19 protein-coding genes are annotated in these 23,253 nt (G+C 33.8%); 14 read left to right on the forward strand and 5 right to left on the reverse strand.

The annotated features are described in order from the left end of the window. Window positions 1-57: 57 nt before the first annotated feature. From H2O64_RS08425 to gyrA, 3 genes are all read right to left on the reverse strand, one after another. Window positions 58-249 carry a hypothetical protein gene (locus H2O64_RS08425; protein ID WP_187561742.1) on the reverse strand — a complete coding sequence of 64 codons (192 nt, stop codon included), beginning with the start codon at window positions 247-249 and terminating at the stop codon, window positions 58-60. Between the two features lie 241 nt (window positions 250-490). Further along, window positions 491-1,774 (reverse strand): tetratricopeptide repeat protein, encoded by a 1,284-nt coding sequence (locus H2O64_RS08430; protein ID WP_187561743.1) that lies wholly within the window; start codon window positions 1,772-1,774, stop codon window positions 491-493. Window positions 1,775-1,811: 37 nt separating this feature from the next. After that, window positions 1,812-4,361, reverse strand: a complete 2,550-nt coding sequence (gene gyrA / locus H2O64_RS08435; RefSeq protein WP_187561744.1) for a DNA gyrase subunit A — start codon at window positions 4,359-4,361, stop codon at window positions 1,812-1,814. Between the two features lie 260 nt (window positions 4,362-4,621). On the opposite strand from gyrA, the gene H2O64_RS08440 reads away from it, so the two are divergent. From H2O64_RS08440 to H2O64_RS08450, 3 genes are all read left to right on the forward strand, one after another. Continuing rightward, a complete protein-coding gene (locus H2O64_RS08440; protein WP_187561745.1) occupies window positions 4,622-7,177 on the forward strand; it encodes an ATP-dependent Clp protease ATP-binding subunit in 2,556 nt (851 codons plus the stop codon). A gap of 186 nt (window positions 7,178-7,363) precedes the next feature. After that, complete coding sequence (locus H2O64_RS08445) at window positions 7,364-7,789, forward strand: hypothetical protein (RefSeq protein WP_187561746.1); 426 nt, start codon at window positions 7,364-7,366, stop codon at window positions 7,787-7,789. A gap of 121 nt (window positions 7,790-7,910) precedes the next feature. After that, window positions 7,911-8,303 carry an STAS/SEC14 domain-containing protein gene (locus tag H2O64_RS08450; RefSeq protein ID WP_187561747.1) on the forward strand — a complete coding sequence of 131 codons (393 nt, stop codon included), beginning with the start codon at window positions 7,911-7,913 and terminating at the stop codon, window positions 8,301-8,303. Window positions 8,304-8,305: 2 nt separating this feature from the next. Here H2O64_RS08450 and hutH read toward each other — a convergent pair whose 3' ends face one another. Further along, complete coding sequence (gene hutH / locus H2O64_RS08455) at window positions 8,306-9,811, reverse strand: histidine ammonia-lyase (protein WP_187561748.1); 1,506 nt, start codon at window positions 9,809-9,811, stop codon at window positions 8,306-8,308. Between the two features lie 121 nt (window positions 9,812-9,932). Here hutH and H2O64_RS08460 point away from each other — a divergent pair, with 121 nt between their 5' ends. Together H2O64_RS08460 and H2O64_RS08465 are read left to right on the forward strand one after the other, a co-directional pair. Then, window positions 9,933-10,934, forward strand: a complete 1,002-nt coding sequence (locus H2O64_RS08460) for a TlpA family protein disulfide reductase (protein WP_187561749.1) — start codon at window positions 9,933-9,935, stop codon at window positions 10,932-10,934. A gap of 26 nt (window positions 10,935-10,960) precedes the next feature. Beyond that, window positions 10,961-12,016 (forward strand): TlpA family protein disulfide reductase, encoded by a 1,056-nt coding sequence (locus H2O64_RS08465; RefSeq protein WP_187561750.1) that lies wholly within the window; start codon window positions 10,961-10,963, stop codon window positions 12,014-12,016. A 424-nt stretch (window positions 12,017-12,440) separates the two neighbouring features. Here H2O64_RS08465 and H2O64_RS08470 read toward each other — a convergent pair whose 3' ends face one another. Further along, window positions 12,441-13,985 carry an NAD(P)H-hydrate dehydratase gene (locus tag H2O64_RS08470; protein ID WP_187561751.1) on the reverse strand — a complete coding sequence of 515 codons (1,545 nt, stop codon included), beginning with the start codon at window positions 13,983-13,985 and terminating at the stop codon, window positions 12,441-12,443. A 321-nt stretch (window positions 13,986-14,306) separates the two neighbouring features. On the opposite strand from H2O64_RS08470, the gene H2O64_RS08475 reads away from it, so the two are divergent. The 9 genes from H2O64_RS08475 to H2O64_RS08515 all read left to right on the forward strand — a co-directional run bounded on the left by H2O64_RS08475 (window position 14,307) and on the right by H2O64_RS08515 (window position 22,871). Beyond that, window positions 14,307-14,498 carry a hypothetical protein gene (locus H2O64_RS08475; protein WP_187561752.1) on the forward strand — a complete coding sequence of 64 codons (192 nt, stop codon included), beginning with the start codon at window positions 14,307-14,309 and terminating at the stop codon, window positions 14,496-14,498. Window positions 14,499-14,544: 46 nt separating this feature from the next. Next, window positions 14,545-16,992 (forward strand): bifunctional aspartate kinase/homoserine dehydrogenase I, encoded by a 2,448-nt coding sequence (gene thrA / locus H2O64_RS08480; protein WP_187561753.1) that lies wholly within the window; start codon window positions 14,545-14,547, stop codon window positions 16,990-16,992. A 209-nt stretch (window positions 16,993-17,201) separates the two neighbouring features. Further along, a complete protein-coding gene (locus H2O64_RS08485; protein WP_187561754.1) occupies window positions 17,202-18,128 on the forward strand; it encodes a homoserine kinase in 927 nt (308 codons plus the stop codon). 237 nt (window positions 18,129-18,365) lie between these two features. Then, window positions 18,366-19,646, forward strand: a complete 1,281-nt coding sequence (gene thrC, locus H2O64_RS08490) for a threonine synthase (RefSeq protein WP_187561755.1) — start codon at window positions 18,366-18,368, stop codon at window positions 19,644-19,646. Window positions 19,647-19,774: 128 nt separating this feature from the next. Further along, on the forward strand, window positions 19,775-20,113 hold the full coding sequence (locus H2O64_RS08495; protein ID WP_187561756.1) for a PadR family transcriptional regulator: 339 nt from the start codon (window positions 19,775-19,777) through the stop codon (window positions 20,111-20,113). Next, entirely contained in the window at window positions 20,110-20,541 is a 432-nt protein-coding gene (locus H2O64_RS08500; RefSeq protein ID WP_187561757.1) for a hypothetical protein, read from the forward strand. Before H2O64_RS08495 ends, H2O64_RS08500 begins: the two co-directional genes overlap by 4 nt. Window positions 20,542-20,565: 24 nt before the next feature. After that, on the forward strand, window positions 20,566-20,748 hold the full coding sequence (locus H2O64_RS08505; RefSeq protein WP_187561758.1) for a hypothetical protein: 183 nt from the start codon (window positions 20,566-20,568) through the stop codon (window positions 20,746-20,748). A gap of 209 nt (window positions 20,749-20,957) precedes the next feature. Further along, entirely contained in the window at window positions 20,958-22,040 is a 1,083-nt protein-coding gene (gene gcvT, locus H2O64_RS08510; RefSeq protein ID WP_187561759.1) for a glycine cleavage system aminomethyltransferase GcvT, read from the forward strand. Between the two features lie 9 nt (window positions 22,041-22,049). After that, window positions 22,050-22,871: a sugar nucleotide-binding protein gene (locus tag H2O64_RS08515; RefSeq protein WP_187561760.1), complete on the forward strand. Its 822-nt coding sequence runs from the start codon at window positions 22,050-22,052 to the stop codon at window positions 22,869-22,871. Window positions 22,872-23,253: the final 382 nt, after the last annotated feature.

Below are 23,253 nucleotides of genomic sequence, written 5' to 3' on the forward strand. Positions count from 1 at the left end.
TGTAAACGACTTCTTTTGCAAGAAGTCGTTTACTGTATTTAAAAAAACTTGATGTTCTTAGTTGAATGGGTTACATGAGAATCCCCAGCACTCTCCACTCACAGAGCAAATCCATCCTGCAGAATCAGACTCTTCTTTAAGTCCACCTCTTACTACGTCTTTGTTTACTTCTGGAGAACCAATCATGTTTGTTAATTCTTCTTTGTTCTTAGCATTTTTCCATGCTTTGATAATTTCATTTTTTTTCATAATATAAGTTTTATATGGTTGTCCTACTCTATCATGGCTTTTCGGTTACGCCAACATTGCAATGATTAGGATAAAAATACATTTATACAGATATTTAATAGTTTCAAAAGTCAATAAACAAAGTAAGCTTTTACCTTTTTTTTATATAAATAAAATAATATAACTTGTTAAAATTTTTCAAAACAAAAAAAACCTCGTTACATGATGTAACGAGGTTTTTTTATAATTTTACTGGACAATTTTACTGTCCTAGCTCTGCTAATTTAGCTTTCACTTTTTTGAATTTTTCGTCTTCTCCTAAGAAAGAGTATAATCCTTTTAATTGCTTTAAGATTTTAGCATCATCAGGAACATTCACTGAAATTCCTTCTAATACTTTTAATGCCTTTCTGTACAATGTTGTTTGTTGACCTTGAAGTACTTCAAACTTTTTATTATCAGCAGAAGAATTCCCTAGTTTGTTCATTTCATCAACCACGTCAGAAGCTTCATCTAAGTATGTTTTAGATAAATTAACTCCTGCATTGATATATCCAGGATCTAACTCCAATACTTTCGCATAAGCAGCTCTTGCTTCTTCAACATCTCCATTTTCAGCACTAATTACACCAATGTTATAGTATGAATCTACATCATTTGGATTTTTAGCAATGATTTCTTTCATTATTTCTTTGAACTTAGCCGTATCCCCCATTTTGTAGTAGATATTTCCTTTTGTCAATAATAATCCTGGATCATCTGGGTTTATAGCAATTGCATCTTCCACAGCTTTTAACGCTTTTTCATTATCTCCAATGTGGTTGGTGTAAATCCAAGAAATGTTTTTTACAATTTCTGGTAACCTGGATTTTGTCTTTTCCATTGTTGGATTAGAGTGCGTTTTAGCTTTTATAGATAAATCTCTAATTGTTTTATCTGGAAACGACTCTTTTTTACCGTCTGCAACGTTTGTTGCGTAATAGTTAGTTCTTACACCTGTATAGTTGGCTTCTTTTAACTCTTCATAATACTTTAATGCAGTATCATAATCTTTAGCCGAGATTGAGTTTGAAGCAGCAAAGTATAAGAAATCTTTGTTTTCAGGTTGCAACGTATACGTTAAATGCAATAATTCAGAAGCTTTTGTAAAGTCTTTTACTTTTTGAGCTGAAATTGCTTTATCAACCGTTTTACTAATTAATGTTTGTAATTTTGGCTTCGCTTGTTTGGTGTACTTTAAGTTTTTTTGTTCTTTTTCATATTCAAATAACTTATTGTATGCATCACCAGCTATCTTTAAAGAAGCTTCTGTATCCATTCCCTTTTCTGCAAGGTCTTGATACGTTTGTCCTTTAAGAAAGTAGTACTGAGCTTTGTATTTAGCATCAGCTCCATCAATAATGGATTCTATACTTGAGAGTGCAGCTTTTGCCTCTACAGTATTTCCTTTTTTTAGTGCTTTCTCTGCAGTTTTTAATTCTTTTTTTTGCCCAAATGAAAAGGCAGTAATTAATAATGCTGAGAAAATTGAAATTGTCTTCTTCATTTTTCTAAATTTTTAATAATTGAGGGTTAATATTTAACTATTCTTCTTCTGTTTCACTGTCACTATTGTTCTCTATATCAACAGCCGTGCCATCTTCTGAAACGTCAGTGTTTTCAACACCTTCTAAGCCTTCTAGCTCTTCTTCTTCATCTTCGTGCATCACTTTTGCAACTGCAGCAATAGAATCTTTTCCTTTAATATTGATTAATCGAACTCCTTGCGTTGCTCTTCCCATTACTCTAAGATCAGCAACAGATATTCGAATCGCAATTCCAGATTTATTAATAATCATTAAATCATCTTCATCCGTTACATTTTTAATAGCAACCAATCCTCCTGTTTTGTCAGTAACGGAAATTGTCTTCACTCCTTTTCCACCACGATTGGTGATTCGGTAATCTTCTAAGCTAGATCGTTTTCCGTATCCTTTTTCAGAAACTACCAAAATATTACTTTCCATATCGTTTACAGCGATCATTCCGATAACTTCGTCATTTTCGTTTGCAAGTGTGATTCCACGAACTCCAGAAGCATTTCTTCCCATTGGTCGCGTTTTCTCCTCTTCAAATCGGATTGCCTTACCAGACTTTACCGCTAACATTACCTGACTGTTTCCAGTAGTTAACTTCGCTTCTAATAGCTCATCGCCATCTTTAATAGTAATTGCATTGATACCATTGGTACGTGGACGAGAATACTGCTCTAAAGGTGTTTTCTTAACTTGTCCTTTTTTAGTAGCCATAATTACATAATGACTATTGATGTATTCTTCATCTTTTAAACTCTGTGTACAAATGAATGCTTTTACTTTATCGTCTTTTTCAATGTTGATCAAGTTCTGAATTGCTCTTCCTTTTGAAGTTTTACTTCCTTCTGGAATTTCATACACTCGCATCCAGAAACATTTTCCTTTTTGCGTAAAAAACAACATGTATTGATGGTTTGTTCCAACGAATAAGTGTTCTAAGAAATCTTCGTTTCGTGTCGCACTTCCTTTTTGTCCAACGCCACCTCTATTTTGTTTCTTGTATTCGTTTAGTGAAGTACGTTTGATGTAACCTGCATGTGAAATTGTAATCACAACTTGTTCATCTGGAATTAAATCTTCAATACTAACGTCTCCACCAGCATATTCAATTAATGAACGTCTTTCATCTCCGTATTTGTCTTTGATAACAGTCAATTCTTCTTTGATGATATCCATTCTTCTTGACTTGTTTGCCAAAATGTCACGGTAATCTTCAATACTCTTCATGATATCATCATATTCAGCACGTAACTTGTCCTGCTCCAGTCCAGTTAACTGACGTAATCGCATTTCAACAATCGCTTTGGCTTGAAGTTCTGATAATTCAAAACGCTTGATCAAGTTATTACGAGCATCTTCTGCATTTTGCGAACCTCTAATGATAGCAATTACTTCATCAATATTGTCAGAAGCAATAATTAAACCTTCTAAGATGTGTGCGCGCTCTTCAGCTTTCTTTAGTTCGTACTGAGTTCTACGTGTTACTACTTCATGTCTGTGTTCCACAAAGTGATGAATCATTTCTTTTAGATTCAATAATTGTGGACGTCCATGAACCAATGCAATATTATTTACACTGAATGAAGACTGCAACGCAGTATATTTATATAATGTGTTTAGTACGATATTTGGAATTGCATCACGTTTTAAAATGTACACAATACGCATTCCTTTTCTATCAGATTCATCACGAATTGTAGCAATACCGTCAATTTTCTTATCATTAACCAAGTCAGCAGTTTTCTTAATCATGTCTGCTTTGTTCACTTGATATGGAATTTCAGTGATAATGATACATTCTCTACCTTGAACTTCTTCCATGGTAGCTTTTGCACGCATGACAACTTTTCCACGTCCTGTTTTGAACGCTTCACGAACACCATCATATCCATAGATGATTCCACCTGTTGGAAAATCGGGTGCTTTAACGTGTTGTATTAATTCGTCAATTTCAATATCGGTATTATCGATATATGCATGAATTCCGTCAATAACTTCCGATAAATTGTGTGGCGGCATATTCGTTGCCATACCAACTGCAATACCAGATGCTCCATTGATTAATAAACCCGGAACTCTTGTAGGCAATACAGTAGGTTCTTTTAGGGTATCATCAAAGTTTAAAGAATGATCTACGGTATCTTTATCAATATCCGCTAGCATATCATCCGCAATTTTGCGCATTCTTGCTTCCGTATAACGCATTGCTGCAGGACTATCGCCATCAATAGATCCAAAGTTACCTTGTCCATCTACTAACATATAACGCAAACTCCATTCTTGCGCCATACGTACCATTGCATCGTATACAGAAGTATCTCCGTGTGGGTGATACTTACCTAATACTTCCCCAACAATTCTTGCAGATTTCTTATGTGCCGAACCAGATCTAACTCCCAGTTCATGCATTCCAAACAATACTCTACGGTGTACGGGTTTCATACCGTCTCTTACATCTGGAAGCGCACGTGACACAATGACTGACATCGAATAATCGATGTAAGCAGACTTCATCTCATCTTCAATATTAATAGGGATTAATTTTTCTCCTTCTGCCATGTATTTTATATTTTAATATTTAGAGTTTTACAAATCGGGTCAATATACAACATTTACTGGTATTCAGCGATGATTTCGAGAAGCATTTTAACGTTTTTTTATTAACAATTTTTGATAAGTTTTTTTGATATTTTAATATTATAATTTTTGAATTCGCTGTTTTTTTTCGTCTATTAGCTTTGACAAGCTATTACTACGGAACAATTTTTGTATTATTAGTCTCGAAGTATTAATTTTAATGTCGAAAGGAAACAAGATTTATGGATGATAATTTTTCCCCAAGAGTAAAAGATGTAATTGCCTATAGCAAGGAAGAAGCACTGCGTCTTGGCCATGATTTCATTGGCACGGAACACTTAATGCTCGGACTGCTTAGAGATGGAAATGGCAAGGCTATCAATATTTTAAACGCACTCGATGTTGATTTGACACACTTGCGTCGTAAAGTTGAGATTTTAAGTCCTGCAAACCCAAATGTAGCTGTTGCTCCAAATGAAAAGCGTAACTTACATCTTACTCGCCAAGCCGAAAGAGCACTAAAAACAACATTTTTAGAAGCAAAACTTTTTCAAAGTTCTTCTATTAATACTGCACATTTATTATTGTGCATTTTACGAAACGAAAATGATCCTACAACAAAGCTTTTAAATAAACTTAAAGTGGATTATGATAATGTTAAAGAGCAATTTAAGTATATGATAACAAATGACGACGATTATATAGACACACCGCGTTCAGAATCATACTCTGATGATTCTAGTGGATCGCAAGAACCTTCGAAAGAAAATCCTTTTGGAGCTTCTAATTCAGGCGGCAAAGTGAACAAAAAATCTAAAACACCTGTTTTAGATAATTTTGGAAGAGACCTCACAGCAATGGCTGAAGAAGGAAAACTTGATCCTGTGGTAGGACGTGAAAAAGAAATTGAGCGTGTTTCACAGATTTTAAGTAGACGTAAAAAGAACAATCCAATTTTAATTGGAGAACCTGGAGTTGGTAAATCTGCCATTGCGGAAGGTTTAGCAAACAGAATTATAAAACGTAAAGTATCACGTATTCTATTCAACAAAAGAGTTGTAACCTTAGATTTGGCAAGTTTAGTTGCTGGAACTAAATACAGAGGTCAGTTTGAAGAACGTATGAAAGCAGTGATGAATGAACTCGAAAAGAATGATGATATTATTCTTTTTATTGATGAAATTCATACCATTGTTGGTGCTGGTGGCGCAACCGGAAGTTTAGATGCTTCTAATATGTTTAAACCTGCATTAGCAAGAGGCGAACTGCAATGTATTGGTGCTACAACATTGGACGAATACAGACAACATATTGAAAAAGATGGTGCTTTAGAAAGACGTTTCCAAAAAGTAGTTGTACAACCGACTACCGTAGAAGAAACTATTGAAATTCTTGAGAATATCAAAGATAAATACGAAGAACATCACAATGTTAGTTACACACCAGAAGCTATTAAAGCTTGTGTTACCTTAACAAATAGATATATGTCTGATCGCTTTTTGCCAGACAAAGCTATTGATGCGTTGGATGAAGCCGGTTCAAGAGTTCACATCATTAATATTGATGTTCCAAAGCAAATTCTCGATTTAGAACGTCAATTAGAAGAAGTACGCGAATTGAAAAATTCTGTCGTTAAAAAACAGAAATACGAAGAAGCTGCAAAATTGAGAGACGACGAAAAGCGTCTTGAAAAAGAGTTAGCCATCTCGCAAGAGAAATGGGAAGAAGAATCTAAGCAACATAAAGAAATCGTAAGTGAAGACAATGTTGCCGATGTGGTTTCTATGATGACAGGAATTCCTGTGAATAGAATTGCACAAACAGAAAGCAATAAACTAGCGCAACTTCCTGAATTAATTAAAGGAAAAGTTGTTGGACAAGATGAAGCTGTTGGAAAAGTTGTAAAAGCGATTCAGCGTAATCGTGCAGGACTTAAAGATCCAAACAAGCCAATCGGATCATTTATCTTTTTAGGTCAAACTGGAGTCGGTAAAACACAGTTAGCGAAAGTATTAGCGCGTGAATTATTTGATTCTGAAGATACATTGATCAGAATTGACATGAGTGAATACATGGAAAAATTCGCGATTTCTCGTTTGGTTGGAGCACCTCCAGGATACGTTGGTTACGAAGAAGGTGGACAATTAACTGAAAAGGTTCGAAGAAAACCATACGCAGTTGTATTGTTAGATGAGGTTGAAAAAGCACATCCAGATGTATTTAATATGTTATTACAAGTATTAGATGATGGATATTTGACAGATAGTTTAGGAAGAAAAATCGATTTTAGAAATACCATTATCATTATGACATCAAATATTGGTGCGCGTAAATTGAAAGATTTTGGAGCTGGAGTTGGTTTTGGAACGAATGCACAAAAATCACAAGCGGACGATCATGCAAAAGGTGTGATTGAAAATGCATTGAAAAAAGCGTTTGCGCCTGAATTCTTAAACAGAATTGATGATGTTGTGATTTTCAATCCGTTGGAACGTGAACATATTCACAAGATTATAGATATCGAAATTGCTAAATTGTACGAGAGAATCGAAGGTTTAGGATACGCCTTGTTGTTAAGTGAAAAAGCAAAAGATTATATCGCTGAAAAAGGTTTCGATAGAGAATATGGAGCAAGACCATTAAAAAGAGCGATTCAAAAGTATATTGAAGATGCACTTGCAGAAGAAATTATTACTTCTAAAATTCATGATGGAGATAAAATCTTCATGGATTTAGACGAAGAAAATAGTGAGCTAACTATTAAGATTGAAAAAGCGGAAAAGCCTACTGAATCCTAATAGTAACGCTATTAAACAACTGTAAAATCCTGTTTTCTTAGAAAGCAGGATTTTCTATTTTTACATGTTTTCGTGTTTTTTAAAGACAAAATTAGGTAGTTTATCTAAAATTCTGAGATATGAACTTTAAAAAACACCTTCCGAAAATTACTTTCTAATTTAGCTAAAAATAATCTACCACCAAAGATGCAAGTAGTTGGAAAACAGTTAAAAGACATTTATACGTTCGAAAACGGAACGCTATACATGTATGATGATTTAGTTATCGGAGAGATTAATGAAGGTGCGCATGTAACAGCGGAAACACTCATGTCATTTTTTGAATTTTTTCATGAAAATTACAAAGTTCCTTTCGGGTACATTTCTTATCGAAAAAATTCATATTCTATTGATCCACAAGTGTATAAAATGCTTCCTGAGAATCATCTATTAAAAGGGATTGCTGTTGTTTCCAATCAAAAATTTTCTTCCTTAAATGCACATGTAGAGAAAAACTTCTTCAACGGACGTTATGAATTATTCACAACCATCAATAACGCCGTAAATTGGTTAGACAAAATTATTCCCTTAGAAAATAATAATATTAGTATTTCAGACAATACAACAGCATAAGCATAAAAATTACCACTTTTTTTAAAACAGAAAACATAAATATCTTATCTATTTGTGTAGTTCATCTATTTTTTTAGTTGGTCAAACTAAAAAAAACTATCTTTAGTTTAAAGAAGAAAAAGTGCAAATAACTAACGAAAATAAAGATTCATATATTAAAAAATATACCTTACAGATAGGTGAAGTAGCAGTATATGAAAACTATATGATTGCACAATTGAATGAAGGTATTACGCTAAATTTAGATTCTATTATAGAAATTCTTCACATCAAAAATGAACATTTTTCAAAAAAACCGTTTGCATATATCACAATCAGAAAAAACTCGTATGCAGTTGATCCAACGATGTATTTAAAAGTTCTTGAAATTGAAAACTTAAAAGCAATTGCGATCGTTTCAGATAAATATATAGACAGTCATAATATTAAAATTGAAAAGCACTTTTTCGTTAAACCCATGAATATCTTCAAAACGCTTCCAGAAGCAATTACTTGGGCAACATCGCACTTATAATTTTAATCGAATAATACTTCATTTTCAACATTTATATTTTGCATAAACGATAAAGTATCACTAATTGCAATATGTAATTCTCTGTCTTCATCTACAAACGGAACTTCTGCTCTATACATTTGCAAATAGGTTTCTATAAATTCCGAACTTTTTAATGGTGCTCTAAATACCAATGCTTGCGAAGCGTTCAATAACTCAATTGCCAATACGCGCTCTACATTATCAACAACTTTAATAGCCTTTGTAGCTGCATTTGCGCCCATACTCACATGGTCTTCTTGTCCGTTTGACGAAACAATGGAATCAATACTTGCAGGTGTTGCATATTGTTTATTCTGACTTACAATACTTGCTGCTGTATATTGTGGAATCATAAATCCAGAGTTCAATCCAGAATTATTCACCAAAAAAGCTGGTAAATCTCTTAGTCCAGAAACCAATTGAAAAGTTCTACGTTCAGAAATATTTCCTAACTCTGCCATTGCAATAGCTAAATAGTCCAACGCCAAAGCCAACGGTTGTCCGTGGAAGTTTCCACCAGAAATAATAGCATCTTCAGCAATAAAAATATTTGGGTTATCCGTTACCGAATTAATCTCTGTTTCAAATGTTTTCTTTATAAATGCCAACGTATCTTTTGTAGCACCATGTACTTGTGGCACACATCTAAAAGAATACGGATCTTGTACATGTTTCTTTTCTTGTGAAATCAATTCGCTACCTTCAACAAATCCCTGAACTCTTTTGGCAGTTTTCAATTGTCCATTGTGTGGACGAATTAAATGAATTAAATCATTAAAAGGTTCCAATCTTCCATCGAAAGCTTCTAGTGAAATTGCTGCAAAGAAATCTGCGAAGTACGATAATTTATAGGATTTTAAAAGCATGTGCACACCATACGCACTCATAAATTGTGTTCCGTTTAACAATGCCAATCCTTCTTTAGCTTTCAGTTCAATAGGTTGCCAATCTAACTCAGCCAAAACCTCAGCAGCCGAGACTTCTTTTCCTTTATAGTATACACTTCCTTTTCCTAACAATGGTAATGACAAATGCGCCAAAGGAGCCAAATCTCCAGAAGCTCCAAGTGAACCTTGCTCAAAAACTACAGGTAAAATATCATGATTATAAAAATCAATCAAGCGCTGCACAGTTACTAATTGTATGCCTGAATGACCATAACTTAACGATTGTACTTTGAGCAACAACATTAACTTTACAATTTCTTGTGGGACACGATCGCCAGTTCCACATGCATGAGACATTACTAAATTCTCTTGCAATTTGGATAAATGCTCATCCGAAATTTTCACATTACACAACGAACCAAAACCTGTATTTATACCGTAAATAGGTTCTTTTTGATCCTTTAAACGTTGTTCTAAATATTCACGACAAGCTTTAATTTTAGTCGTAGCAGTTTCAGATAGCGCGAGTTTTACATTTGAATGTAACAGCTCTTGAATATCTGTAATATCTAAGATTTGTGAACTTATTTCGTGTACCATGATGTTGTTGTAAAATTATCTTTCAAAAGTCAAAATTCAATCTGTATTAACCAAATAATTGTTAATAATTTATTGATTAAAAAAAGAATCCTTTAAATTTGAGCAAACAAATCTTGTCAAAATGAAAAAATTATTGCTATTAGTTGCTGTATTTGCAATCTTCTCATGTAAAAATGAGCCAGAAGTTCCGAAAGATTATGTGACGTTCTCTGGAAAAATTGAAAATAAAAACAGTGACTCGCTCATTGTTCGTACTAGAACTTTTTCAAAAACGATCAAAGTTAATGACGATGGTACATTTAAAGATACTTTAAAAGTTGTAGCTGGTGTACATAATGTACATGATGGAAATGAAGGACTTAGCATGTATCTAAAAAATGATTTTGATATCAACCTTACAGCTGATGCTGAAAATTTTTATGAGACGGTAAAATTTACTGGAAAAGGTTCAGTACATAGTAATTTCTTGATAGAAAGCAGACGCAAATCAGAAGAAATATTAGATATAGATAAGCTGAGTAGTTTAGATTCATTAGGATTTGAAAAAAGAATGGTCGAAATCAAAGACGAATTAACAACTTATTTAAACTCACAAAAAGAAGTTGACAGTACTTTAATAAGCAATTCCTTAAAAGATATTGATCCAATGATCAACTACTTTAAAGGATACATTGGTGAAATTAGCGCTATCAAAAGAAAATTTCCAAAAGGAACGCCTTCTCCAACATTTAATTACGACAATCACAAAGGTGGAAAAACTTCTTTGGCAGACTTAAAAGGAAAATATGTTTACATTGATATGTGGGCAACTTGGTGTGGGCCTTGTATCAAAGAAATTCCTTCCTTGAAAAAAATTGAAACTTCTTATCATGGTAAAAAGATTGCCTTTGTTAGCATTTCTGTAGATCAAAACAAAGATGCTTGGCAAAAAATGGTAGCTGATAAATCATTAGGTGGTATTCAATTACATTTTGGTGGCGATCAAACATTTGCCAATGAATATATGGTAAGTGGAATTCCAAGATTTATCTTACTTGACCCTAATGGTGGTGTGGTAAATCCAGATGCACCAAGACCTTCAGACCCAAAGTTGATTAAAATATTCAACGACTTAAAAATATAATTGCTAAGCTTAGAAAATTAGAAAAAATGAAAAAAATACTATTATTGGTTGCCGCATTTGCAATCTTCTCATGTGAGAATGAACCAGAAGTTCCGAAAGATTATGTGACACTTTCTGGAAAAATTGAAAACAAAAACAGTGATTCGCTATTCATACATCAAGGGCGTACTTATTCAAAAACGATTAAAGTAAATGAAGATGGCACTTTTAAAGATACTTTAAAAGTTAATGCTGGTGTTTACGGATTTTACGATGGTAGTGAATCAAGTAGTCTGTACTTAAAGAATGGGTATGATATTACGATGTCTTTAAATACAAAAGAATTCGACGAAAGTATTTCTTATACAGGTAATGGATCTGAATCTAGCAACTATATCGCACAAAAAGCGTTGTTTGAAGAAAACTTATATCCTCCAAGTCTTTTTGATATGGAAGAAGAAGCTTTCAAAGCAGAGACAGCTATAATTCATTCAAAATTAGTCGCTTTTCTAGATAAGAACAAGAACTTAGATTCTACACTACTCGCAAATGAGCAAAAAAGTCTTAGTACATTTCAAGGAGCTATCTTAAAATCATATACATCTTACAAAAAACAATCCAAGGCAAGAATAGCCCAATTTGCAAAATTTACAGGAAAACCATCTCCTAAATTTGATTTTGAAAATCATAAAGGAGGTAACACCACTTTAAAAGATTTAAAAGGGAAATATGTATATATTGATGTTTGGGCAACATGGTGTGGACCATGCATAAGAGAAATTCCTTCGCTTAAAAAAGTTGAGAAAACGTATCATGATAAAAACATTGAGTTTGTAAGTATTTCTGTTGATGATGGAAGAGGTTTCAGAGGTGATGCTGCTGCTGCCAAAGAAGGATGGAAAAAGATGGTTACAGAAAAAGAACTAGGAGGAGTTCAACTGCTATCTGACAAAGGTTGGAAATCTGATTTTGTACAAGCTTTAGAAATAAGAGGTATTCCAAGGTTTATCTTAATTGGTCCAGATGGTAATATTGTAAACGCAGATGCGCCAAGACCATCAAGTCCTAAATTAATAAAATTATTCAATGAGTTGAAAATATAAATTTCAATACATTAACAAATAAAAAAATCGCTTTGAAAATAATTCAAAGCGATTTTTTTATGCTTATTAATCTGAGTTCGATATAAAATTCAATAGCGGTTTTAGTTTTTCAATAAAAGAAAAATTAAAAATACCTCTGGAAATGTTTACATTCATGAATACCTTAGTTTAAAATATAAATGCATGAACTAAAAGCGCACTTTCTTTTGTTGAAGCCTGTGCTGAACTTGATTCAGTATTCTTTGTGCGAGCAAAGAAAACGAAATCGAAGATTGGCTTCGCCGAATTCACATTTGGCAAGCAAATGATTCATTTCATGAGTTCTTTAATTTAAGATAGAAATGACACGAACTAAAGTAAAATTTAATTTTCAGTACTTTAAATATTATTCAATAAGTATTTGTTGATTTTATTTGAATAAAACTCATCTATTCTCTTCCGCTTCCGCAGATGGTTCTTCTGGTTCCTTGAATAAATCCAAATACGCATCACCAATATGGTCAATAATATCACTTGCTGTTAACGCTTGATACCCTAAACCAGTTAACGCAATATCACCCGCTTTTCCATGCAAATATACCCCAAAAATAGCAGCCGTCAGAGCATCATATCCTTGTGAAATCAATCCGGTTAGCATTCCTGTCAACACATCGCCGCTTCCCGCAGTTGCCATGCCCGGATTTCCTGTATTATTAATGTATAAGTGATTATCGTAAATGGTAATCGTATTTGCACCTTTAATAATAACAACTGCATCATATTTTTTAGCGAATGCTTTTGTTTTTTCAATCTTATCAAAATCATCTGTCCACTCGCCTATCAAACGTTCCAACTCTTTTGGATGTGGTGTCAAAATAGAACCTTTCGGAACTGATTTTAAAAGTGTTTTATTGGTTGCCAAAATATTCAATGCGTCAGCATCAATAATCAAAGGTGTTGTATTCGTTTTCAAAAATGCTTTCAGTGCTTTTACCGTAACGGCATCTGTTCCCATGCCAATTCCCATACCAATGGATTTTGGTTCAATAGCATACTGAATCTTTGCAATATTTTTTTCACCTTCATCACAAATAACCATTGCTTCTGGCAATGAGGTTTGTAAAATAGTATAACCACATTCAGGAATATACGCGGTAATCAATCCTGTTCCGACACGTAAACATGCCGAACTTGCCAAGGTAACTGCGCCCATTTTCCCGAAACTTCCGCCAATAATCAAACTATGTCCGTATGTTCCCTTATGTGCGTATTTCTCTCGTGGAATATATAATGGTAATACTTCTAAAGTATCAATTAGCTGAACTTCAGTATTTGTTGTTTGCAAATATTCAGGATCGAGCCCAACATCTATCGCTTCCCATCGTTGCATGTACACGCCAGTTTCTGGTAAAAAGAAACTCAGTTTTGGTGCCTGAAATGTCAATGTAAAATTACTTTCTATCACAGCTTCCTTATCTTCAGGTGCATCATTTGGATACAATCCAGAAGGAACATCTAACGAAACCGTATACGCATCAGAAGCATTGATATATTTAATTAAATTCTTTACCCAATCAGATGTTTCACGATTCAAACCAATTCCAAAAATTGCATCTACCACAATATCTTCTTTATCCATTTCAGGAAAATCTTCTCCCGAACTTAACAATCGTGGCCACACTTTAAATTCTTTAATTCGATCATAATTAATTAAAAAATCTTTCGTGCGTTTATCACTAAAATTCACAATATACACATGTACATTATATCCGTGATGCAACAATTTCCGTCCTAACACCAAACCTGAACCGCCATTATTTCCAATTCCACAATAAATATGAATAGGAACTTGCGCACCTTGCATTCGCGTATGAAACCAATCAAAAAGTTGGGTTCCTGCAAATTCCATGAGTTCATTAGACGTGGTGTTGTTTTTTTCAATCGTACTATTGATCGCTTCGTAGATTTGATCTGCTGAATATATCTTCATGTATCCGATGTTTTGTGCAAAGCATTACATATTTAATGAAATTCTTTGTATTTCAGGATGCTTTTTTAGCGCATTTCTAAAAAAAAGGTATTTTCACTACGCATCCGTGAAAAATAAATATATAGTTTGTTTATGGTCATAAAAGTAATACTTTTGAATAACATCATCACACAAAACATGCGTTTAGTAGCAAACATTTTAACTTTCCCAAATAGCATTACAGTTTCTTATACAACTGGAATAATTGCTACGAGAACCCCGTTTGGGGTCTAGCTATTTATTACCAATCGGTGTTCGTATATTTCATTCAATCTCAAAATAATGTCAAACAAAAACAAAAACTTTAAAATATCACTAGGAATTTTAGTTGGGTATTCTATCGCTACGTTGATTAATATGATTGTTTTTGATAAAAATTGGATCGAAGCAGTGACAGATAGAAAATTACTATATTTATTAGCTGCGGTAGTAATCATAGGGTTTTTAATTAAAAAAAAATCTCAAAAAAAATAGACCAACACCTCTAAAAAATCAGCACTAATCATTCAAAACCATACTCATGTACGTACTTAAATTTGGCGGTACTTCTGTCGCCAATGCGCAAAATATAAGCTTAGTAATTGATATCATTACAAAAGCATCTCAAAATGAAAAAATAGCCGTTGTGGTTTCTGCTTTTGGAAATACCACTAATATGCTATTAAAAACTGCTGAACTCGCTGCAATAAAAGATGAATATTTCAGAGAACTCTTGCAGGAAATTGAAAATAGACACATTCAAGTAATCAAAGACTTAATTCCTGTTACGGAACAAAGCAGCATAATAAGTCACACAAAACGCTTATTAAATTACTTAGAAACGCTCTTTGAAGGTTGTTTTTTGCTGCGCGAATTAACACCGAAAACATTGGCTACTATTGCTAGTTTTGGCGAATTACTATCTTCCTATATCATTTCGGAAGTCATGTTAGTTCGTAAACTTGATAGTACTTATAAAGATAGTCGTGAACTCATCATCGCTTCAGAAAGCTACGAAAATGCACAAGTTGACATGAAGTTGACACATAAAAACTGTCAGTCGTATTTTGAAAACAATCAAAAGCAAATTGTCATCTTACCCGGATTCATTGCAGCAACGGAAAATGGAGAAACCACAACACTTGGACGCGGCGGATCTGATTATACAGCAGCACTCATTGCAGCAGCCGTAAACGCAAAAGAATTACAAATTTGGACAGACGTAAGCGGAATGTATACGGCAAATCCACGTATTGTAAAACAAGCAACCCCAATTCCGCAAATCTCGTATCAAGAAGCGATGGAATTATCGCACTTTGGTGCAAAAGTGATTTATCCGCCAACGATTCAACCTGTATTACATAAGGAAATTCCAATTCTTATAAAAAATACGTTTGATCCTGAACAAGAAGGAACACGAATTACTAAAAATCCAAACGGAAAACAACAAGCGGTCAAAGGAATCAGTTACATTGAAAACATTTCATTACTTACGTTAGAAGGAAGCGGAATGATCGGAATTCCAGGATTCTCAAAGCGATTGTTTGAAACCTTACTAGCGCAAAAAATAAACATTGTGCTAATTACGCAAGCTTCGTCCGAACATTCAATTTGTATTGGAATTAACGACAAAGAAGCCTCTAGCGCCAAAATAGCATTGGATGAAACCTTTGCCTATGAGATTATTTCTAAAAAAGTAGACCCAATTCTCGTAGAGCAACAATTATCAATTATTGCATTGGTGGGTGAAAACATGAAAAATCACCAAGGATTGAGCGGTAAAATGTTCAGCATGCTCGGAAAAAACAATGTCAATATTAGAGCGATTGCGCAAGGAGCTTCAGAAAAAAACATTTCGGCGGTTATCAACAGTGAAGATGCAAAAAAAGCATTAAATGCATTGCATGAAGAATTCTTTGAAGAAAAAAGAAAGCAACTCAACTTGTTTGTTACAGGTGTTGGAAACGTAGGTGAACGCTTCCTAGCACAAATCAAACAACAACATGAATACTTAATCAAGCAATTAAAATTAAACATCAGAGTTATTGGAATCTCGAATTCGAGAACCATGTATTTTGAGGAAGAAGGCATTGATTTGGGCAAATGGAAAGACAATTTAGCCAAAGGAAGCAAAGCAAGTTTGGAGGAATTTCACGAAACGATAAAATCACTCAATTTGCGAAACAGTATTTTTATTGACATCACGGCAGATCATAACGTTTCTAAAGTATACGAGCATTATTTACGCAACAATATTGCAGTTGTAACGTGTAACAAAATTGCCTGTGCTTCTGAATATGACAACTATCAAACACTAAAAAGAGTTTCACAAAAATACAATGCACCATTTCTATTTGAAACGAATGTTGGCGCAGGATTACCAATCATTGACACTCTTAAAAACTTAATCGCTTCTGGAGATCGTGTACACAAAATACAAGCCGTACTTTCGGGTAGTCTAAACTTTGTCTTTAACAATTTTAGCAATGAAAATACATTTCATGATGTGGTGGCGCAAGCACAAAAAGAAGGCTACACAGAACCTGATCCAAAAATTGATTTAAGCGGAATTGATGTTGCGCGTAAAATTCTAATTCTCGCACGCGAAAGTGGGTATGTAATGGAATTAGAAGAAATAGAAAACGATTCGTTTCTTCCAGAAAAAACATTAGCAACAGACAACAATGAAGATTTTTATGCTTCACTCACGGAATATGAAGCTCATTTTCAAGAAATTTACAAAAAAGCCAACGATAAAAACTGTCGCTTAAAATATGTGGCAACGTTTGAAGATGGAAAAGCAAAAGTTGGTTTGCAACACATTCCTGCAGATCATCCTTTTTATAATTTAGAAGGAAGTGATAATATTGTATTATTTTTCACCGATCGCTATGTGATGCAACCATTACAAATAAAAGGTGCTGGTGCAGGAACTGAAGTAACTGCATCTGGAATATTTGCAGATGTGATTAGAGTTGGGAAGTTTTAAACTCAAAATGTTAAATGCTAAATTTTAAATGTAAAAGTATTCATTAGGAACTATACATTTTGAATTAAAATAATGTCATATCGAGCGCAGTCGAGATACTTAAAAAGTATAAATATATTAATTACAAATATCACACTTCGACAAGCTCAGTGTTCGTGGTTAAAGTAAAAAAAGCAAAAGGCTAACAGCCAAAAGCTAAAAATAAAAAAATGAACGAAATAAAAATATTCGCACCAGCAACCATTGCAAATGTCTCTTGTGGATTCGATGTACTCGGACTCTGCTTAGATACGGTTGGTGACGAAATGATCATTCGGAAAACGGCTGAAAAAGGGATTAAAATCACAAAGCTAGTCGGGCAAGATTTACCACTTGAAACGGAGAAAAATGTTGCTGGCGTTGCTGGATTGGCAATGCTTAAAAAGCTAAATCTCGATCACGGTTTTGAAATTGAAATCTATAAAAACATCAAAGCTGGAAGCGGAATTGGAAGCAGCGCGGCAAGTTCGGCAGGAACTGTTTTTGCCATGAATGAATTGCTTGGAAAACCATTTTCGATGAAAGAACTTGTTCCATTTGCCATGCAAGGAGAAAAACTCGCCAGCGGAACAGCACATGCAGACAACGTTGCTCCTGCCCTTTTGGGCGGATTTACCTTAGTGAGAAGTTACAAACCGTTGGATTTGATCAAAATTCCAACGCCAAGTGAATTGTACGCAACGGTCATTCATCCACAAATTGAAGTCAAAACGTCCGATTCACGTTCAGTATTAAAACAAACGATTTCCTTAAAAAAATCGATCATCCAAATTGGAAACTTAGGCGGTTTAATAAGTGGATTATATACGTCTGATTACGATCTCATCAGCAGATCATTGCATGACGAAATTGTAGAACCATTACGTGCAATTTTAATTCCTGGATTTAGTGAAGTCAAAGAAAACGCAATCGCTTGTGGCGCATTAGGCGCTGGAATTTCAGGTTCTGGACCTTCTATTTTCGCGCTAAGCAAAGGCAAAGAAATGGCAGAAAAAGTAGCAAAAACCATGGCAGAAACCTATAAAAAACTCAACATTGATTATGACATTCATGTTTCAAAAGTGAATGTGGAAGGTTGTCGGATTATCGGGTATTAGGTATTAGGTATTAGGTATTAGGTATTAGGTATTAGGTCAAAATTAAATACTAAACGTCACTTCGAGTGAATTTGTGAAACAAATTAGTATCGAGAAGTGCTTTAAAAATATAAATTTTAAATGCAAAAGTGTTGCTTATTATTTGAATTCAAGAATGTCATATCGAGCGTAGTCGAGATATCTTAAAAAAACGAACAACTAAAGGCAAACGACTAAAAGCTTAGAAAACAAAAAACAATGAACTATTACAGTCTACATCATAACGCTCCAAAAGTTTCTTTTCAAGAAGCTGTCATTAGAGGATTAGCGCCCGATAGAGGAATTTATTTTCCAGAAAACATTACACCTTTATCTGAAGATTTTATCGAAAATATTAGTGACTATTCGCATGAAGAAATTGCCTTTGAAGCGATTCAACAATTTATTGGCGATGATATTCCGAAATCTATTTTAAAAGAAATCATTGCTGAAACCTTGAGTTTTGATTTTCCTATTGTACCAATTGAAGAAAACATTGGAACCTTAGAACTTTTTCATGGACCAACCATGGCATTTAAAGATGTTGGTGCACGATTCATGGCGCGTTGTTTGGGTTATTTTAATCGTGATAAAGACGAAAGTGTAACGGTTTTAGTCGCAACTTCTGGAGATACAGGTGGCGCAGTTGCCAATGGTTTTTTAGGTGTTAAAGGTGTGGATGTTGTCATTCTATATCCAAGTGGAAAAGTTAGTGAAGTTCAAGAGAAACAATTGACAACACTTGGTCAAAATATTACGGCATTGGAAGTTGATGGCGTTTTTGACGATTGTCAGGAAATGGTCAAAACTGCTTTTTTAGATGCTGAAATTGAACGTACATTAACCTCTGCAAATTCTATCAATATTGCACGTTGGCTTCCGCAAATGTTCTATTTCTTCTTTGCATACAAAGCGATGCATAAAAAGAATAAAAACTTAGTATTTTCTGTTCCGAGTGGAAATTTTGGAAATATTTGTGCTGGAATTATGGCGCAAAAATTAGGCTTACCAATTCAACATTTTATTGCAGCTACGAATGTAAACGATACTGTTTCAAACTATTTGGAAGCTGGAGTGTATGCGCCAAAAAAATCAATTGCAACGATTTCAAACGCAATGGACGTTGGAAATCCGAGTAACTTTATTCGGATTCAAGAATTGTATGATAATGATTTGGCAACGATCAAAAAGCACTTTTCGTCGTATAGTTTTTCAGATGCGGAAACAAAAATTGCCATGAAATCCTTATACGATAAAGCGAAATACATTGCTGATCCGCATGGCGCTGTTGGCTATTTAGGTTTGAAAAACTACGATTTAAAAGATGCGTACGGCATCTTTCTAGAAACTGCACATCCTGTCAAATTTTTACCGACAGTAGAATCGACCTTGAGTCGTAAAATAGCTATTCCTGAGCAGATTCAACAGATTATGCACAAAGAGAAAAAAGCACATTTTATTACGGATTATGAAGGCTTGAAAAAGTTTTTAATGGAATAAGAAATTCTAAAAATTATAGTTGACAAAATACTCCTAAATCACTTCCCAAAAAGAAGTGATTTTTTTATGCTTCAAAAAATAAATAGCATTTTATTTGAATACATTTTAATAAAATGTATATTTGCCCTATGTATAGCAAAGAATTAACAAAAGGCACCTTATTACCAATCATCTTAAAGCTTTTGAACGATAGTGATAAAATGTACGGATATGAGATAACCCAAAAGGTAAAAGAGTTAACCGTTGGAAAAATTGATATTAGCGAAGGTGGACTCTATCCTATTTTACACAAAATGGAACATCAAGGTGTTTTAGAAACCGAAAAAGTATATATAGGTAAACGCGTAAGAAAGTATTATAAAGTGACCAAAACTGGTAAAAAAGTAATTGCTGAAAAAATTAATGAAATCAATGATTTTATTGAAACGCTGACACTAATTTTTAATCCTAAAACTCTTGCAGAATGAATTTAACAGACGATCAAATTGAATTTATCTCTAACAGTTTAGCGTTTAACGGTCTAAAAAATAAGGATATAAAAGAAGATATTATAGACCATATTTGTACCACTATTGAAACGTCAAATCATACTGATTTTAAAACCGCCTATGAAGAAGCGATTCATAAACTTGGCGGATATTACAATATAAAATTGTTGCAAAAAGAAACCAAGCAGCTTCTATATACCAAAACAATTCTAAAAACGAAACGAGGTTTATACTTCTCTAGTTTAGCAATGGTTTTACTATTTTCAATAGGATTAATTTTTAAAATGTTTGAATGGCCGTATGCAAATATTGCGCTTCTTGCTGGGCTTTCAGTGCTACTATTCATCTATCTTCCTATATTATTTTACAACAAATACAAGCAGTCAATAATTAATTATCAATCTTAATACGAACACTAAAATCAACAAAAAATGAAAAATGCAGTTTATCTATTAGGCTTTTTAGCTTTTTTTACGCTAAGTACAGGTATCATGTTTGAATTCTTTCATTGGCCCTATTCAGGAAAATTAATGCTGTTAGGCTTTGTGCTTTTAAATCTTGGATTTTTACCTACCTTATTTTATAAATTATATAAGATTCAAAAAATAGCATAAAACAATAGTTCCTTATTTAAAATACATTCAAACCACTTTGCGAAAGCTTAGTGGTTTTTTAAAATACATATCAAAATAACAGCATCCAACAAACATCATAATTACTATAAATACATAGAATTCATGTTAAATTAAGAATCAAGCAGAAAATCATCATTTTTTTATCCCTATTTTTCATAAATTCGCAATCAAATTAAGATAAACTACAGATGAAAGATACAGCGCTCTCAGAAATTCACAGAACATTAGGTGCTAAAATGGTTCCTTTTGCAGGATATAATATGCCCGTACAATATGAAGGTGTTAAAGTTGAACACGAAACGGTTCGTAACGGCGTTGGTGTTTTTGACGTAAGTCACATGGGAGAATTTGTAATTTCTGGACCAAATGCATTGGCGTTGATTCAAAAGATTGGTACAAATGATGCTTCCAAATTGGTCGACGGAAAAGCACAATATAGCTGTATGCCTAATAATGATGGCGGAATTGTAGATGATTTAATCATTTACAGAGTGAACGAAGAAAAGTACATCTTAGTGGTAAATGCTTCAAATATTGAAAAAGATTGGAACTGGATTTCGAGTCATAATGATGTTGGTGCTGAAATGAAAGATGTGTCTGATAATTATTCGTTATTAGCAATTCAAGGACCGAAAGCAGTGGAAGCAATGCAAGCATTAACGGAAGTTGATTTATCAAATATAAAATACTACACATTCCAAATTGCAAAGTTTGCTGGTGTTGAAAATGTTATTGTTTCTGCAACTGGTTATACTGGTTCTGGTGGATTTGAAATTTATTGTAAAAACGAAGATGTTGCCGAAGTTTGGGAACGCGTTTTTGAAGCTGGTGCTGCTTTTGGAATTAAGCCGATTGGTTTGGCTGCAAGAGATACGCTCCGTTTAGAAATGGGTTATTGTCTCTATGGAAATGATATTGATGATACAACATCTCCGATTGAAGCTGGTTTGGGTTGGATTACGAAATTCACAAAAGAATTTACAAATTCTGAAGCGCTTAGAGCTCAAAAAAGAACTGGCGTTGAACGTAAATTAGTTGCGTTTGAAATGCAAGAACGTGGAATTCCAAGACAAGGATATGATATTGTTGACGGAAACGGAAATAAAATAGGAAACGTAACTTCGGGTACCATGTCACCTTCTATGGGCGTTGGAATCGGATTGGGTTATGTACCAACTATTTTTACTGATGTTGGAAGTCACATTTACATTCAAATTCGTAAAAATAGAGTTCCTGCGCAAGTAGTAAAACTTCCTTTTTATAAGAAATAACAACTACTTTTGAATAAAATTTTAATATTAGGTGCAAGCGGATATATAGGGCAAGCAATCTATAAAGAACTTTGCTCCTATTTTGACGTTTACGGGACGTTTTACAGCAACAAATCGTTTGCTGAAAATGCGCATTTTATTCGCTATGACTTAGATTATGATGGTATTGATGAAATTGTCCTGCAAGTACAACCTACCATTATCATTTCGGCGTTGCGTGGTGATTTTGCAGCGCAAATAGAAGCGCATATTTTCCTCACTGAATATGTAAAAACAAAACCGTGTAAATTGATTTTCTTGTCTTCTGCAAATGTTTTTGATGCGTATAGCAGTTATCCTTCGTATGAATATGATAAGACACTTTCGGAAAGTATTTATGGAAAATTAAAGATCCGGATTGAAAATATGCTGATGCGTTTGCCGCAGAAAAAATACGCGATCATTCGCTTGCCGATGGTTTTCGGGAACAATTCGCCACGAATCTTGGAAATAAAGCAATGTTTACAAGAAAAAGTACCGATTGAAGTTTTTCCGAACTTAGTGATGAATACGATTTCAGATAAGAAACTGACACAACAAATTCATTACATGATCAACAGACGTAAAAGTGGCATCTTTCATCTAGGCGCTGAAGATTTGGTTCATCATGATGAATTTTTCACCGAAATCTTGAAAAGCATGGACGTTGAAAAACCGTTGTTCAAGAATGTATATACATCCAATTTTGATCGTTTCTTAGCCGTTTTACCCAAAGACAATAAGCTTCCAAAACATTTGGCAACGACCAATGAAGATACGTTGGATTATATTTCTGGGAAAAATACGCCGTAAGATTTCTTGAAAACCTTATTTTTAATCATATCATGAAACTTACAACCGTAAATACTATTTGGTATTCCATATTGCTCATAAGCTTTATTCTCTACTTATTACCTGAAAAACTTAAATTTGCAGTGTATACACCAAATTTATTAGGATGGTTTTTGGTATTTATAACCTGTCTTTCGTTACTAGGTTTCATCGTATTATCCTTTTTAGATTTGAAAAAGAAAAACTTCAAAAGGTTTATAAAAAGAATAGTCTTCGTCGTTTTTCTTTTCGGTTTAGGTGTGATCATTTGGTATCTTTTTAAATAGAACAAATCACTACTTAATGATTTTCTTAAAAAATGCGTCTTAAATCCATCGCTTTTTAAACACATTCTTACGTTAAA

Origin of the sequence: Kordia aestuariivivens, assembly GCF_014397005.1 — a bacterium.
GTDB lineage: Bacteria > Bacteroidota > Bacteroidia > Flavobacteriales > Flavobacteriaceae > Kordia > Kordia aestuariivivens.

Coding starts and splice junctions, on each gene's coding strand:
- H2O64_RS08465 (WP_187561750.1), top strand. CDS start 10,961: ATGAAAAAAATACTATTATTGGTTGCCGCATTTGCAATCTTCTCATGT.
- H2O64_RS08460 (WP_187561749.1), top strand. CDS start 9,933: ATGAAAAAATTATTGCTATTAGTTGCTGTATTTGCAATCTTCTCATGT.
- H2O64_RS08430 (WP_187561743.1), bottom strand. CDS start 1,774: ATGAAGAAGACAATTTCAATTTTCTCAGCATTATTAATTACTGCCTTT.
- gyrA (WP_187561744.1), bottom strand. CDS start 4,361: ATGGCAGAAGGAGAAAAATTAATCCCTATTAATATTGAAGATGAGATG.
- H2O64_RS08505 (WP_187561758.1), top strand. CDS start 20,566: ATGAAAAATGCAGTTTATCTATTAGGCTTTTTAGCTTTTTTTACGCTA.
- H2O64_RS08470 (WP_187561751.1), bottom strand. CDS start 13,985: ATGAAGATATATTCAGCAGATCAAATCTACGAAGCGATCAATAGTACG.
- H2O64_RS08475 (WP_187561752.1), top strand. CDS start 14,307: ATGTCAAACAAAAACAAAAACTTTAAAATATCACTAGGAATTTTAGTT.
- hutH (WP_187561748.1), bottom strand. CDS start 9,811: ATGGTACACGAAATAAGTTCACAAATCTTAGATATTACAGATATTCAA.
- H2O64_RS08485 (WP_187561754.1), top strand. CDS start 17,202: ATGAACGAAATAAAAATATTCGCACCAGCAACCATTGCAAATGTCTCT.
- H2O64_RS08445 (WP_187561746.1), top strand. CDS start 7,364: ATGCAAGTAGTTGGAAAACAGTTAAAAGACATTTATACGTTCGAAAAC.
- gcvT (WP_187561759.1), top strand. CDS start 20,958: ATGAAAGATACAGCGCTCTCAGAAATTCACAGAACATTAGGTGCTAAA.
- H2O64_RS08440 (WP_187561745.1), top strand. CDS start 4,622: ATGGATGATAATTTTTCCCCAAGAGTAAAAGATGTAATTGCCTATAGC.
- H2O64_RS08495 (WP_187561756.1), top strand. CDS start 19,775: ATGTATAGCAAAGAATTAACAAAAGGCACCTTATTACCAATCATCTTA.
- H2O64_RS08425 (WP_187561742.1), bottom strand. CDS start 249: ATGAAAAAAAATGAAATTATCAAAGCATGGAAAAATGCTAAGAACAAA.
- H2O64_RS08500 (WP_187561757.1), top strand. CDS start 20,110: ATGAATTTAACAGACGATCAAATTGAATTTATCTCTAACAGTTTAGCG.
- thrA (WP_187561753.1), top strand. CDS start 14,545: ATGTACGTACTTAAATTTGGCGGTACTTCTGTCGCCAATGCGCAAAAT.
- thrC (WP_187561755.1), top strand. CDS start 18,366: ATGAACTATTACAGTCTACATCATAACGCTCCAAAAGTTTCTTTTCAA.